Origin of the sequence: Desmonostoc muscorum LEGE 12446 (assembly GCF_015207005.2) — a bacterium.
GTDB classification, from domain to species: Bacteria; Cyanobacteriota; Cyanobacteriia; order Cyanobacteriales; family Nostocaceae; genus Nostoc; species Nostoc muscorum.
Map to the genome: position 1 here is coordinate 5,107,966 of NZ_JADEXS020000001.1, position 13,843 is coordinate 5,121,808.

The window sequence follows — 13,843 nt, forward strand, 5'->3', positions numbered from 1 at the left end:
CTCTGGGAATAGTTGATAGTGACTAAAAAATAAATTTTGATTAGTTAAAAACAACAGGAAACATGATTAATATTGGTGTCATTGGCTATGGTTATTGGGGACCGAATCTAGTCAGAAATTTTGTCGAAATGCCAGGAGTTCAGGTAAGAACAGTCAGCGATTTTAAACCAGAACTATTGACAAAAGTGCAAGCTAGGTATCCCGCTATTCAAATTACTCAAGATTGTCAAGATATATTTACAGACCCTAAGATTGACGCTGTAGCGATCGCCACACCAGTTTCAACTCACTTTCAATTAGCTTTAGCTGCATTGCAGGCTGGTAAGCATGTGCTGGTAGAGAAGCCAATGACAACTACCTCCGAACAGGCAATGCGGCTGATTGAAGAAGCCGAAAAACGGAACCTAGTGTTAATGGTCGATCATACCTTTGTTTACACCGGTGCTGTACGCAAAATGCACGATTTGATCGCCACTAATTCACTGGGTGATATTTACTACTATGATTCTGTACGCGTTAACCTGGGACTTTTTCAGCATGATGTGAATGTCGTCTGGGATTTGGCAGTTCATGACCTATCGATTATGAACTACGTATTACCATCCCAGCCTTATGCTGTGTCGGCTACAGGCATCAGCCATGTTCCTGGAGAACCAGAAAATCTTGCCTACTTGACCTTATTCTTTGAAAAGAATCTCATCGCTCACATCAACGTCAATTGGTTGGCGCCAGTGAAAATCCGCCGCACATTAATTGGTGGTAGTCAACGGATGATTGTTTACGATGACTTAGAGCCAAGTGAAAAACTCAAGATTTACGACAAGGGTATTACAGTCAATGGCAACTCTGAAAGCGTCTACCAAATGATGATTGGTTATCGCACAGGAGATATGTGGTCACCCAAGTTGGATATGACAGAGGCATTGAAAACAGAAGGATTACACTTCATTAATTGTATTGAAAAAGGCGATCGCCCACTGACCGATGGAGAAGCAGGACTGCGGGTAGTCAGAATTCTCGAAGCTGCAACCCAGTCTCTGAAAAAGCAAGGCCAATTAATTGAACTGAATACAGCAGGGGTAACAGCATGATTCCATTTGTAGACCTAAAAACCCAGTATTTAAGTATTAAAGACGAAATCGATACCGCCGTCTTGAAAGTACTTGAAAGTACGCAATTCGTCTTAGGCAATGAAGTCAAAGCTTTAGAACAAGAGTTTGCAGATTACTGCAATGCAGATTATGGCATTGCTGTCAATACAGGTACTAGTGCCCTGCATCTAGCATTACTAGCAGCAGGCATCGGTGCTGGTGACGAAGTAATTACGGTACCTTTCACCTTTGTAGCGACCACAGCAGCAATTTGTTACACCGGAGCCACACCTGTTTTTGTAGATATCGATCCTGTTTCCTACACCATCGATGTCAGCCAAATTGAAAAAGCGATTACTGAACGCACCAAAGCTATCCTACCCGTGCATTTGTACGGTCAACCAGCAAACATGGAGCCAATTTTGGAAATTGCCCGTCGTCACGGTTTGGTGGTGATAGAAGATGCAGCCCAAGCTCACGGGGCTGAGTACAAAGGGCAACGGGTTGGTAGTATTGGGGATTTCGGTTGTTTTAGTTTTTACCCTGGGAAAAATTTAGGGGCTTACGGAGAGGGAGGCATGGTAGTCACCAAAAATCCCGAATATGCCCGCACTATGGGAATGCTGCGCGACTGGGGTCAAGAACGCAGGTATCACCATATTCTCAAAGGTTACAACTATCGCATGGATGGCATCCAGGGAGCGATTTTACGGGTGAAGTTACGCTACATCGAAGCCTGGACAGAAGCCAGAATAAGCCACGCAGCACAATACGACAAACTCTTGGCAGACTCTGGTGTTAGTACGCCGACTGTGATGCCCTACAGCCGTCACGTTTACCATGTCTACGCAGTGCGATCGCCAGAGCGAGATGTCCTGCAACAAAGCCTGCAAGAGATGGAAATTCAAACAGGGATTCATTACCCAATTCCAGTTCATCTCCAGCCAGCATATGCTGAATTCGGCTATAAAGCTGGAGATTTTCCGCATTCAGAAGCAGCATCTAAGGAAGTGTTATCCCTACCGATGTATGCAGAACTAACCACAGAGTCACAAACTCAGGTTGCCAAGGCAGTAATTAGCTTAACCCAGGAGTTCAATGTCCGATCCAGGTAAAACTAAGATAGTCACAGCTGTCCACGGCTTACAAGCACAAAAGCTAGACCCTGACTTTGAAATTGAACTAGCAGAATATTTACGTACTCAGTACGAACAAAAACCATTAATCGAATTATACGCTCGTTTTGTTACAAGTGATGGCGACTTTGATGCGCTAATGCGCCGAGCTATTTGGCGGGCGGTAGCACGCAAATTGGGTCATAACGTTCGCATTGGCAATGGTGTAGGCTTTAAACATCTCGAAACCTTTGAGATTGGGAACCAGGTATTTATTGGTTCCCAAAGCTATATTCAGGGAAGATTCGATGGTACTTGCATTATTGGTAACCACGTTTGGATTGGCCCACAGAGTTACTTTGATGCCCGTGATTTGATTATCGAAGATTATGTGGGATGGGGACCAGGTGCAAAAGTACTAGGTTCAGCACACACTGGCTTGCCGATTGATGTTCCCATCATCCAAACCGATTTAGAAATTAAATCGGTAAAAGTGGAAACAGGAGCCGATATTGGCATGAATGCGGTAATTCTACCAGGAGTCACCATTGGCAAAGGCAGCATCGTTGGTGCTGGGGCAGTTGTCACTAAAGATGTACCGCCATTTGCGATCGTCGCTGGTGTCCCCGCAAAATTTTTACGCTGGCGGGAAGGATATGAACCATCGGAGAATACAAAATAAATATGCAAAATCAACGAATTTTAATCACAGGTGGTGCAGGCTTCATCGGCTCTGAACTAGCACATCAAATAATAGCTAAAACAACAAACCAGGTGGTGGTTGTTGATAATTTGGTTAATGGACAACAAAAGAACCTAGAAAATTTACCTAGCGATCGCTTTGAATTAGTTGTGGCAGACATTCGAGATAGCGATCGCATAGCTAAATTAATGTCGGGTGTAGATATCGTTTTTCATCTAGCCTGCTTGGGTGTCCGGCATTCCATCCACTCGCCATTTGAAAATCATGAAGTTAATGCCACAGCAACTCTCCAGCTATTAAGCGCAGCGAGAGCAGCAGGAGTAAGTCGGTTTGTGTATGTCTCAAGTTCTGAAGTTTATGGTACTGCCCGTTGGGTACCAATGACAGAAGAACACCCAACTTTTCCCATGACTGTTTATGGTGGTTCTAAGTTAGCCGGAGAATGTTATACTAGGGCGTTCTACGAAACATATAGCTACCCAACTGTTGTAGTACGTCCTTTCAACGCCTATGGCCCCCGTTGTCACCATGAAGGAGATAGCGGAGAAGTCATACCCAAGTTTTTACTGCGTAGCATGGCTGGCAAGCCAATGGTAATTTTTGGTGATGGTAGCCAGACTAGAGACTTCACTTATGTTGGCGATACGGCTAGGGGGATTATGTTGGCAGGATTTACAGACTCTGCCATCGGACAAACCATCAATTTGGGCAGTGGCTTTGAAATTGCCATTAATGATTTGGCTCAGGAAATAGCATCAATAGTAGAACGAGCAGACACGGGCGTGATTCATGATGAATCTCGTCCTGGTGATGTATTGCGTTTGTATGCTGAAACTACAAAAGCGTACAAACTGTTGGGATTCAAGCCGGAAGTATCACTGCGCGAAGGTTTGATCAAACTGAGAGATTGGTATTTGAGTTTTGGAAAATCTCCAGAAGTCCTACTAGAAAATGAAATTGTACGCAACTGGGATGTAGGGAGGAGCAAACAGCGTGTCTGAAGTCAAATCTTTGATCCCGATCGCTAAACCTTGGATGGGCGAAGCCGAGGCTGAAGCAGCTAAACGTGCGATTATGTCTGGCTGGGTAACACAAGGACCAGAAGTTGCCACCTTTGAACAAGAATTTGCAGCTTACGTAGGAGGAAACTACGCTTGTGCTGTATCCAATTGCACTACTGCACTGCATTTAGCGCTGTTAGCTGTAGGTGTGCAACCTGGGGATGAAGTGATTACTGTCAGCCATTCTTATATTGCCACTGCCAACAGTATTCGGTACTGCGGCGGAATACCAGTGTTTGTGGATATTGAACCACAGACATATAACATCAACCCGATGTTAATTGAAGATGTGATTAGCGATCGCACCCGTGCCATTCTGATTGTCCATCAGATCGGGATGCCTTGCGACCTCAAAGCAATCCTGGATATTGCCCACCGCTACGAGTTGCCAGTAATTGAAGATGCAGCTTGTGCGATCGGTAGTGAAATTCTCTGGGATGGGCAATGGGAGAAAATTGGCAAGCCACATGGCGATATCGCTTGCTTTTCTTTTCACCCCCGCAAAGTAATCACCACTGGTGACGGTGGGATGCTGACTACAAATAATCCCGAATGGGACAAACAGTTTCGCCTCTGGCGGCAACATGGGATGAGCGTCCCCGATACTGTACGCCACGGTGCAAAACAAGTGATATTTGAGTCATATCCCATGCTGGGTTACAACTACCGCATGACTGATATTCAAGCAGCAGTTGGGCGAGAACAACTCAAACGGCTTCCAGAGATTGTGGAACGTCGGCGTTATTTGGCACAGCAATATCAGGAAAAGCTAGCAGATATACCGGGATTAAAGTTACCCACCGAGCCAAACTGGGCAAAGAGTAACTGGCAAAGTTTTTGTGTCAGGCTCACAGAGAAATACGACCAGTTACAAGTGATGCAGGCAATGTTAGATGCTGGCATTGCTACGCGACGTGGGATTATGTGCGCTCACCGTGAAAGTGCTTATCAAACTGAAGCTTGGTCATGTGGAGTTGAGCCGAAAGCTTGTAAATGTGAAATTGGAAAGTGCGATCGCCTTTCTGAGAGTGAGCAAGCACAAGATCATACAGTCCTGCTACCCCTGTTTCATCAGATGACTCAGCAGGAACAGGACTATGTGGTGGAAGTTCTGAAGATCGCTTGTCAGGTTTAGGGAAGTTACTTTTGATCACCCCTACTAGTTATAACGTTATGGCAAACAACTATGGCTAACCTCTTTAGCAATCAAGTTCCGAGCATTGGAAATTACACTGATAGCGTTCCCTACGAATTAGGCCTGAAATTCCGCAGCGCCGAAGGGGGACAGATTTTAGCCGTTCGCTTCTGGAAAGCCCCTAGCGAGACAGGAACTCATGTTGGCAATATCTGGACAGAAACGGGAACTCTTTTAGCAAGCGCCACTTTTACAAACGAGACAGCTTCTGGCTGGCAGCAGCAGACTCTGGACACGCCAGTTAACATTCAAGCCAATACCACTTATGTGGTCTCTGTCAACATAAATGCCTACTACGTCGCTACTTACGATGATCTGGGTAGCCCCATAGTCAATGGGGATCTTAGCTCAGTGGCAGACGGTAGCAACGGGGTGTTTAATGTGACTCCAGGAGCCTTCCCAACAGGTTCTTTCCGCAACACTAACTATTTTCGTGACATTGACTTTGTAGCTGTTCCCCTGCCTACGATTACAAAGATCAGTGGCGACAATCAGACTGGTGTAGGCGCAACTCCCTTACCCAACCCTTTGGTTGTTCAAGTCAAAGACGCTGCTGGTAATCCTCAGTCAGGGGTCACAGTGAATTTTGCCGTTACCAGTGGTGGAGGGTCGGTTTCGCCTGTTAGCGCAGTAACCGATACTAATGGGCAGGCTAGTACCACCTTAACCCTTGGAGCTAATCCTGGTGCGACAACTTTTATCACCAATACTGTAAGTGCCACCGCCCAAGAAGTAGGTAGCGTTATCTTCTCTGCTACTACCAGTCCTTCGGGGACCAGCCAAACAATATTGACCACTCAAGTCCCCACCTTTCCAAATTCTACCGATAGCGTCCCCTATGAATTAGGCTTGAAATTCCGCAGCAGTAGAGGCGGACAGGTTGCCGCCATTCGCTTCTGGAAAGCTGCTAGTGAGACAGGAACTCATATTGGCAAAATCTGGACGGCAGCGGGAACTCTTATAGCAAGCGTCACTTTTACTAACGAGACGGCTTCTGGCTGGCAGGAGCAGCTTCTAGAAACGCCAATAAATATTCAAGGCAATTCGATTTATGTGGTCTCTGTCAACGTCAACGCCTATTACGTCACCACTTATGATGAACTGGTCAACCCCATAGTTAGCGGCGATCTTAGCTCAGTAGCGGACGGCAATAATGGGGTATTTAATGTAAATCCAAATTCTTTCCCAGCTGCTTCTTTCCGGAATGCTAACTATTATCGTGACATTGCCTTTGTTGTCGGCAGCAACTTGATTAAAGTCAGTGGAGACAATCAGAGTGGGGCAACGGGAGCAGCTCTAACCAACCCCCTAGTTGTGCAAGTTGTAAACGCTCAAAACAATCCTCAATCAGGGGTCACGGTAAACTTTGATATTATCAGTGGTGGGGGATCAGTGTCGCCTGCCAGTGTAGTAACTGATGGTAGTGGTCAAGCAAGTACAACTTTGACACTCGGACAGGCTCCTAGCGCACCTGGAGCGGTGATCGTAAGCGCCATAGCACCAGGCATCGGTAGTACCACCTTCTCGGCTACAGCAATTCCGGCGAACCCAAATCCCGTCTATTTGGAAAATCTCAATCCAGGCACGACTAACTGGAAGCTTGACAACCGGGGTAGTGGCGAGATCGCTGGTTATACCTCGGTTACCAGTGTCAATAAAGGGGAATCGCTGGATATTAAGGTTTCTCTTGGACAAGCTGGACAGTATACCATCGATGTGTACCGCTTGGGCTACTATGGTGGCACAGGAGGAAGGCTGATCGCAAGCAGCGGCTTGCTCAATGGCACAACCCAAGCTGCCTGTACCGTAGACCCTGATACCCGCCTAGTGGAGTGCAACTGGACAACTTCCTACGTCTTGCAGGTAGGCAATAACTGGACTAGTGGTATTTATGTAGCGAAACTGACTGACCAAGCAACTGGGGTAGTTGCTCATGTGTGGTTTGTCGTCCGCGATGATAGCAGCACTGCTGATATTTTATTCAATAGTGCCATTTCTACTGTCCTCGCCTATAGCTCAACGGGGGGTTACAGCTTGTACAGTTCTAACAGCATTGGTGGTGAACGGGCTTTCAAGGTTTCCTACGACCGGCCTTTCGCCCAGGCAACTTATCAAAACTCCAACGAGGCTGACACACCTCTGCGATGGGAATACAATATGGTGCGGTGGCTAGAATCTCTAGGTTACGATGTTACCTACACCGACAGTATGCAAATTCACACCAACGGACAAAAATTGCTCAATCACAAAGTATTCTTGTCTGTGGGTCACGATGAGTACTGGTCTAAAGAAATGCGCGATCATATCGAGGCTGCCCGTGATGGCGGAATTAATTTAGGATTTTTCTCTGCCAATACTGGTTATTGGCGAGTGAGGTTTGAAAATTCTACTCTTGCTGCCGGACAAGTGAAGCCCAACCGGGTGATGGCCTGCTACAAACCAGATTGGACATTAGATCCAGTAGCCCAGCAACAGGGACCATCAGCAGCCACTAATAAATTCCGCAGCGTTCAGAACCAGCGGCCGGAAAATTCTTTGTTAGGAGTCATGTATGGTAGTGACCTAGATACCTACGGTGGTTTTAATTTTGTCGTTGCCAACGCTAGCGATCCTTACTACGCCAACACAGGACTCAAGAATGGAGATCAGCTGGCTATGTTAGTAGGTTATGAATGGGATTTTATCGTTAATAATGGGTCTACTCCTCCCGGACTGGTCATGTTGTCTCAGTCGCCAGTAGTACCTGCTAATGTGTTGCCAAACTTCGACGAACCAGTTGGAGAAAGAGCACTCCCTGCCAACCAGGATTTTACCAAATCCCATTCAGCCCGCTATACAGCTGGTAGCGGAGCTAAAGTTTTTGCCTCCGGCTCCATTCAGTGGGCATGGGGGTTAGATAGTGACGGCGTTAGCCCATTTCGGGAAGATATTCGCGCCAAGCAAATAACCGTCAATATCCTAGCAGATATGGGGGCTAAACCCCAAGCCCCAAATGCAAGCTTGATTGTTCCTTAAAACACCCCACAAGGAGTATAGTAATGCGATCGCTGAAACGCCGACAATTTGGCAAGCTTGCAGCTGCCAGTTTGACTTCTACTGTTGTTGCTGGTCTTTCTAGTAAGGCACTTGCTCAGAAGACTGAACTCAACGAGGGAATTCTTTATGGAGTAAACCTCCTTAGTACATCAAACACTGCAAACCGGGAAGACAACACTCCGGGAGTAGAGTTGAGCACTGTTGACCTAGCAACGGGAAAAATTCTCTCTAAGCTCAATCGCCTATCTCTGTCCGTTGAAAATCCATTGTCTGTACCGAAAAGGCCGAGGGCTTTCTTTTTTAATGACTCTAACCGAATTACGAAAGCGATAGTGCTTAAAAATGGGACTGTTGTAATTTCTACGGTCTCTAGCACGAGAAATGGTCATTTCAACCATCTCATTTTTACTGTCGGCAATGCTAGTATCCCTGAATTTAGAGGGAAAAAAGTACTAGGGTTCAAGAAATCCAATCAAACTGTTGAAAGTTTACTCAGCCTTCCCAATAATCAACTTCTGTGTCTAGTAGGAACTGAAGGCGTCCCACCTTTTAGCATGAGAACGCTCGATTTCACAACAGGCCAAATTCTTGCCCGCGACGATCTGGCTCTACCCGAACTGCCGCCTACCCATCGATTTGCTAACCTATGTCAAGATCCAAAGGGAAATATTTTCGCAACTGAGATTGGCTCAGAAGGTATCCCCTGTTTAATTTCAATGAACTTACAGGAGAAAGCTATAGTTACTGGCAAGCTCAAAATTAAGAGACTGACCCCACTGAGCTTTGAAGGACGCCCTCTCTCTAACGATGTTAAAGACTTGACTTTCTCTGCTTCAGGTCAATTGTATGCGCTTGCTCCTGACAAGACTAGAAAAAGTAATGCCGTGTTTAAGGTGGACGTAAAAACTGGCAAAATGACGCTAGTAAGGAACCTTGCAGCCCAGAAGTTTACCTTCTCTCCCTAGTATTACAACGACCTTTTGAATAATCTGCTACGCTAAATTTTCCATATTCATCTATGGAAATAAATCAAATGCAGAATTCTCAATGTTTTTAGGAGAGATATAGCCAACTGGTTCAGCTAAGGAAGCAAGAACGCCGATAAGCAAAGCGATTAACAGCAGAACTGCGAGAATTCCGGGTTCAGTTATTAAGACGCGATCGCATGAATCAAAACCTTCGTGCAATCGCTTTGCTTATTGCTTTTTCTTGTTATATCAATTCTCTTCTCTATGAAGATGCACTTAATCTTTATTCAACGTAGACGCATAGCCTTGAAGCAGGGCGGTGTTTTTGGTTTCCAAAATGACTGCCATCGCAAAGGAAGAAATAAGTCAAGAATTATTCAGTGTAAGTTTACAGAGAATTGGTATTAAAAGGATGAAAACTTCAAAAAATAGATTAATTGTTGGTATTAGTATAAAAAGTGTGTGATTGTTTAACTGAAAGTGAATAAGCACAGAATTACACCATAGACACACAAAACAAAATCTAGCGATTGATGTTCTGAAAAATAATATTAGATAAAGCAAAAATATTTATGGATAAAATTATTAAGCCAAAACTTGTTTTTTTTCAATGGAATAATCAAGGTTCAGCCAAGTTCTACAATGTACACAAGCAAGAACATGTTAAGTGTCTCTCGGAGTTTTTTGAAGTAATTGTTATTAGTGACGAAAGCGACTATCAACAAATTTGTGAGCAATATCAACCAGACATAACTCTGTTTGAAACTGGTAACGCCTCATCTGATAAACGACGCGTTAAAAATACTCATTATTATCCAGAAATACCAAAATTAGCTTTCTATAACGGGGATTCTTTTTGTGGATTTCATTCAGCCTTTCTTTCTGATATTGAAAATTGGGGAATAGAGACAGTCTTTACAATATCTATTCCTTTAGCTGAATATCTTCCAGAGATTGCCGAAAATTTATTTATCTGGCCAAATTTTATAGATTCCGACATATTTAGAGACTATAATCAACCAAAAAATATACCAGTGCTGATTACTGGAAGCCAAACATCACTATATCCTTGGCGTCAAAAAATTAATAGACTTATTTCTAAATATTATCCTACTCTAATTTGCCCACACTTAGGATACATGCAAAACCGAGAAACATCAAGAATGCTTTTTGGTGAGCAGTATGCTCGGATGATCAATGCTTCTTCCTTTTCACCTACCTGTGGCACAATGGCAAGGGAGTTTGTTCGCAAATTTCTGGAAATTCCAGGGTCTAAATCCTGTTTGATTACAGAAAAAAATCCAGCTGTTGAAGCAGCAGGTTTTGTTGATATGCAAAATTGTGTGTTTGCTGATGAAAATGATGTATTAGATAAGCTTGATTATCTGTTTAAAAACCCAGAAGAATTAGAGAAAATTACCAATACTGGCTATCAACTAGTCCATTCCCAGCACACATTTAAACAAAGAGATCAAATTTGGCAATGGTTTCATCTACAGAAAGCCCTGAAGCCAAATCAAAGGATTGTTCAGAAAAGCCCTTTTGAGCCTTTGACCATTGTAGATAGTTCATCGGGAATTAAAAATTCACATATCGTCGTTAATGCATCGGATAGAGTGCTCCTGCGTCAAGGAGATGAAAAACTTTGGTCAGGAAAATATGATGAAGCAGAAGCTTTGTATCTCAAATGCTTAAATTATGTAGACTCTCAAGCTCAACCAAAACTACGGCTAGCATTATGTAACCTCTACAAAGGAAATGCAGCTAGGGCACATGATTGGATTGTTCAGCCAATTGAATGGACTCTTGATCTGCTAAAAGCTATAGATCCTGATCCGTTAGAATGGGCTTATCTAATTATTACTCTTCTTTGTCAAGGAAAATTAAATGATGCCATCGACTGTGCTAATAAGTTTCCCTCTCTTTGCCATCCTGAACTCGATCGCACTCGTTGGGTAGTTAATACTGTAACCAATAAAGACACTTTACCTTACAGTGAACCATTAAAATACCGCTATAGCGCTCATCAATTGCCTACTCGAAGTTTCCAAGATTGGCTAGACCATCTTTGTATGATGCTTACAGCATGTCAACAATTTGATTTCGTAAAATTGTTGAGCGATCCTGCTTATTTAAAATCTCATTCATTAAAAAAAGAAACAAAAGGTTTTGTTAAATCATCTAACTTAGTTTCTAAATCAATTGATTTTTTAAATTTAAAAAATTATAAAAGGGTGTTCAAAGAATGGCTAGTATTAAAATTAAAAACCTCATTACGTAAACCTTTAACTCATTTAGAAACTAGATTTGGTTACTTCCTTCCTTACGAATTTTCAACTATAAAATCTGATGAATTTTTTCAAACCATCCGAAAAATGGTCAAGGAAGAAGATATTGAAACAGCTTTAGTAATTGGAGCATCTAGTGGAGAAGTTATTACCGAGGCACTTTTAACAGGCATTAGAGAAAACCCAAACAAGCCAACCGCCTTTTGTATCAATATTTCTACTCCTCAATTTAATAAATTGCAAAAGCGTTATACTGGTGAGCCTACTGTCAAATTCTATGAGATTCCGTCTATTGATTTAGAAAATTTACCTAAAGAAATAAGTAAAATCATCAAAAATATTAAAGAGCAAAATAATGTTAATATTTTTGATGTTATCTTAATCGATGGTTCTCAATTAAGCACAAGTATTGAAGATTTACAAAATGAATTGCATAGCTATAAGTTTGTTTTACTAGATGATATAAATACATTTCAAAACTACAAAAATAATCAAAAATTTCTCTTAGATCCCAATTACTTAGTATTCAGTCAAAACACTGATTTACGTAATGGATATGCAATTTTTGAACAACTTACTTAATCATCAACAAAAATAGCCAATTATAATTGGCTAATGTAAACAGAAATTTGGAGATTGAAAACATGAAAATTAGTGATTTTTCTTACAAGGCATCACATCACTTAGTTTGGCGAGCAGAACAACTATTAATTGATATACAAAGTTCTTCAATTAATAAGGAGTTGAAAAAACTAGGTTGTTTAACTAAAAAAGATATAACTACACATATGACTGCTCATGAGCTAAATATGCTCTATATTTTAGCCAAGGAGCTTGGAGAATCTGCAAAAGCTTTGGAGATAGGATCTTATTTAGGAGCATCTAGTTGTTATATTGCTGCTGCTTTGGCTCCAAAAGGTGGGCACTTATTTTGTGTTGACACTTGGGAAAATCAAACTATGCCAGAAGGTGAAAGAGATACATTAAGTGAGTTTAAAAATAATACAAGAGGAGTAGCCAACCACATCACTATGCTCAGGAAAAATAGTCAGGAACTTACACCTTCAGATTTTACAGAGTATCCTCTAAGCCTTGTTTTTATTGATGGCGACCATAGTTATCAAGGAGCCAAAAATGATTACGAAAAAGCAACTCCTTGGATTGTAGGAGGAGGTATTCTTGCATTTCATGATTGTATTGCGTTTGAAGGTGTAGCGAGGACAATTGGTGAAGCTCTTGCCAGTGGTAACTGGAAGTTTGGTGGACAAGTTGATAATCTTCTTTGGTTACGTAAAGTAGAAAAAGGTTGTTTAGAATTTGAACACTCAGCATTTTAAAACAAAGCACAAAATTATTTTGTATGGAACTACCGCTCAGTATAATTATCTGTGCCCACAATCCTCGTTTTAGCTATTTAGAGAGGGTTTTAGAAGCACTGAAATCTCAAACTTTATCCAAAGATTTTTGGGAACTTTTGTTAGTTGATAATGCTAGTAATAAAATTCTAGCTTCGGAAATTGATTTAAGTTGGCATCCCCAAGCTCGTCATATTCGAGAAGAACAACTAGGACTGACTGCTGCTAGACTCAGAGGAATTCGAGAAGCTACAGCTGGAGTAATAGTATTTGTTGATGATGATAACGTTTTAGATTCAGACTATCTAGAAGTCACATGGCGGATTAGTAAAGATTTTCCATTTATTGGTGCTTGGGGCGGACAAATTAAACCTGAATTTGAAGTAACACCTCCATCGTGGGCCAAACCTTATTTAGGAAATTTGGCAATTCGAGAGTTTGAGAGCGATCGCTGGTCTAATTTAGTGGATCAGTATGAAACAACGCCATGCGGGGCTGGGCTTTGTGTTCGCAAGGTTGTTGCACAAAAGTACAGCGAGTTAGTTTGTAAAAGTCCTAAACGGGCAGATATGGATCGGAAGGGTAAAATGCTTACCTCCTGTGGGGACTCAGATTTAGCATTTACAGCTTGCGATATGGGTTTAGGTACAGGGCTGTTTGCATCACTCAAGCTGACTCATTTAATACCTTCTAACCGTTTAAAAGAAGATTATCTCCTGCGTTTAGTAGAAGGGTTAGCTTACTCGCAAACTATGCTGGCATATTTTCGAGGTACTATTTCACCTCAATCTTTTTGGAGATCGTCAAAGATATATTCGCTGTATTTAGGTCTAAGATATGGCTTCAGAATATCTCGTTTCCATGAAGCTGGACAAAATGGTAGAAGACTAGCTCTGAAAGAGATTAGTGATTAGTGAAATAGCTTAATTATTAAAGGAATACTAATGACAGAACATGACATGGTAAGTAAAGTTTTTTTTAGCTAAAAAACCTGTCAAAGAGTGATTTTTTAAGTTTTTCTTTTTGAATAT

Annotated in this window: 11 protein-coding genes; 10 read left to right on the plus strand and 1 reads right to left on the minus strand. The window is 42.3% G+C overall.

What is annotated here, in order from left to right; genetic code table 11:
* Positions 1-62: 62 nt before the first annotated feature.
* The 7 genes from IQ276_RS21820 to IQ276_RS21850 are packed head-to-tail and all read left to right on the plus strand — an operon-like array spanning position 63 to position 9,166.
* Positions 63-1,091 carry a Gfo/Idh/MocA family protein gene (locus IQ276_RS21820; protein WP_193912742.1) on the plus strand — a complete coding sequence of 343 codons (1,029 nt, stop codon included), beginning with the start codon at positions 63-65 and terminating at the stop codon, positions 1,089-1,091.
* A complete protein-coding gene (locus IQ276_RS21825) occupies positions 1,088-2,206 on the plus strand; it encodes a DegT/DnrJ/EryC1/StrS family aminotransferase (protein WP_193912744.1) in 1,119 nt (372 codons plus the stop codon). The genes IQ276_RS21820 and IQ276_RS21825 overlap by 4 nt, the downstream gene beginning before the upstream one ends.
* On the plus strand, positions 2,190-2,888 hold the full coding sequence (locus IQ276_RS21830) for an acyltransferase (protein ID WP_193912746.1): 699 nt from the start codon (positions 2,190-2,192) through the stop codon (positions 2,886-2,888). The genes IQ276_RS21825 and IQ276_RS21830 overlap by 17 nt, the downstream gene beginning before the upstream one ends.
* 2 nt (positions 2,889-2,890) lie before the next feature.
* Positions 2,891-3,910: a GDP-mannose 4,6-dehydratase gene (locus tag IQ276_RS21835; protein WP_193912748.1), complete on the plus strand. Its 1,020-nt coding sequence runs from the start codon at positions 2,891-2,893 to the stop codon at positions 3,908-3,910.
* 34 nt (positions 3,911-3,944) lie between these two features.
* Positions 3,945-5,105, plus strand: coding sequence for a DegT/DnrJ/EryC1/StrS family aminotransferase (locus IQ276_RS21840; protein WP_193912790.1), 1,161 nt, complete (start codon positions 3,945-3,947; stop codon positions 5,103-5,105).
* Positions 5,106-5,156: 51 nt separating this feature from the next.
* Complete coding sequence (locus IQ276_RS21845) at positions 5,157-8,180, plus strand: N,N-dimethylformamidase beta subunit family domain-containing protein (RefSeq protein WP_193912750.1); 3,024 nt, start codon at positions 5,157-5,159, stop codon at positions 8,178-8,180.
* A gap of 23 nt (positions 8,181-8,203) precedes the next feature.
* Positions 8,204-9,166 (plus strand): hypothetical protein, encoded by a 963-nt coding sequence (locus tag IQ276_RS21850; RefSeq protein WP_193912752.1) that lies wholly within the window; start codon positions 8,204-8,206, stop codon positions 9,164-9,166.
* 51 nt (positions 9,167-9,217) lie between these two features.
* Here the strand turns inward: IQ276_RS21850 and IQ276_RS21855 are convergent, their stop codons facing one another.
* On the minus strand, positions 9,218-9,388 hold the full coding sequence (locus IQ276_RS21855; protein WP_193912754.1) for a hypothetical protein: 171 nt from the start codon (positions 9,386-9,388) through the stop codon (positions 9,218-9,220).
* Between the two features lie 353 nt (positions 9,389-9,741).
* On the opposite strand from IQ276_RS21855, the gene IQ276_RS21860 reads away from it, so the two are divergent.
* The 3 genes from IQ276_RS21860 to IQ276_RS21870 all read left to right on the plus strand — a co-directional run bounded on the left by IQ276_RS21860 (position 9,742) and on the right by IQ276_RS21870 (position 13,726).
* Positions 9,742-12,039, plus strand: a complete 2,298-nt coding sequence (locus IQ276_RS21860) for a glycosyltransferase (RefSeq protein WP_193912756.1) — start codon at positions 9,742-9,744, stop codon at positions 12,037-12,039.
* A gap of 62 nt (positions 12,040-12,101) precedes the next feature.
* Entirely contained in the window at positions 12,102-12,794 is a 693-nt protein-coding gene (locus IQ276_RS21865) for a class I SAM-dependent methyltransferase (protein ID WP_193912759.1), read from the plus strand.
* Between the two features lie 23 nt (positions 12,795-12,817).
* On the plus strand, positions 12,818-13,726 hold the full coding sequence (locus IQ276_RS21870; RefSeq protein WP_193912761.1) for a glycosyltransferase: 909 nt from the start codon (positions 12,818-12,820) through the stop codon (positions 13,724-13,726).
* Positions 13,727-13,843: the final 117 nt, after the last annotated feature.

Coding starts and splice junctions, on each gene's coding strand:
- IQ276_RS21820 (WP_193912742.1), top strand. CDS start 63: ATGATTAATATTGGTGTCATTGGCTATGGTTATTGGGGACCGAATCTA.
- IQ276_RS21825 (WP_193912744.1), top strand. CDS start 1,088: ATGATTCCATTTGTAGACCTAAAAACCCAGTATTTAAGTATTAAAGAC.
- IQ276_RS21830 (WP_193912746.1), top strand. CDS start 2,190: ATGTCCGATCCAGGTAAAACTAAGATAGTCACAGCTGTCCACGGCTTA.
- IQ276_RS21835 (WP_193912748.1), top strand. CDS start 2,891: ATGCAAAATCAACGAATTTTAATCACAGGTGGTGCAGGCTTCATCGGC.
- IQ276_RS21840 (WP_193912790.1), top strand. CDS start 3,945: ATGGGCGAAGCCGAGGCTGAAGCAGCTAAACGTGCGATTATGTCTGGC.
- IQ276_RS21845 (WP_193912750.1), top strand. CDS start 5,157: ATGGCTAACCTCTTTAGCAATCAAGTTCCGAGCATTGGAAATTACACT.
- IQ276_RS21850 (WP_193912752.1), top strand. CDS start 8,204: ATGCGATCGCTGAAACGCCGACAATTTGGCAAGCTTGCAGCTGCCAGT.
- IQ276_RS21860 (WP_193912756.1), top strand. CDS start 9,742: ATGGATAAAATTATTAAGCCAAAACTTGTTTTTTTTCAATGGAATAAT.
- IQ276_RS21865 (WP_193912759.1), top strand. CDS start 12,102: ATGAAAATTAGTGATTTTTCTTACAAGGCATCACATCACTTAGTTTGG.
- IQ276_RS21870 (WP_193912761.1), top strand. CDS start 12,818: ATGGAACTACCGCTCAGTATAATTATCTGTGCCCACAATCCTCGTTTT.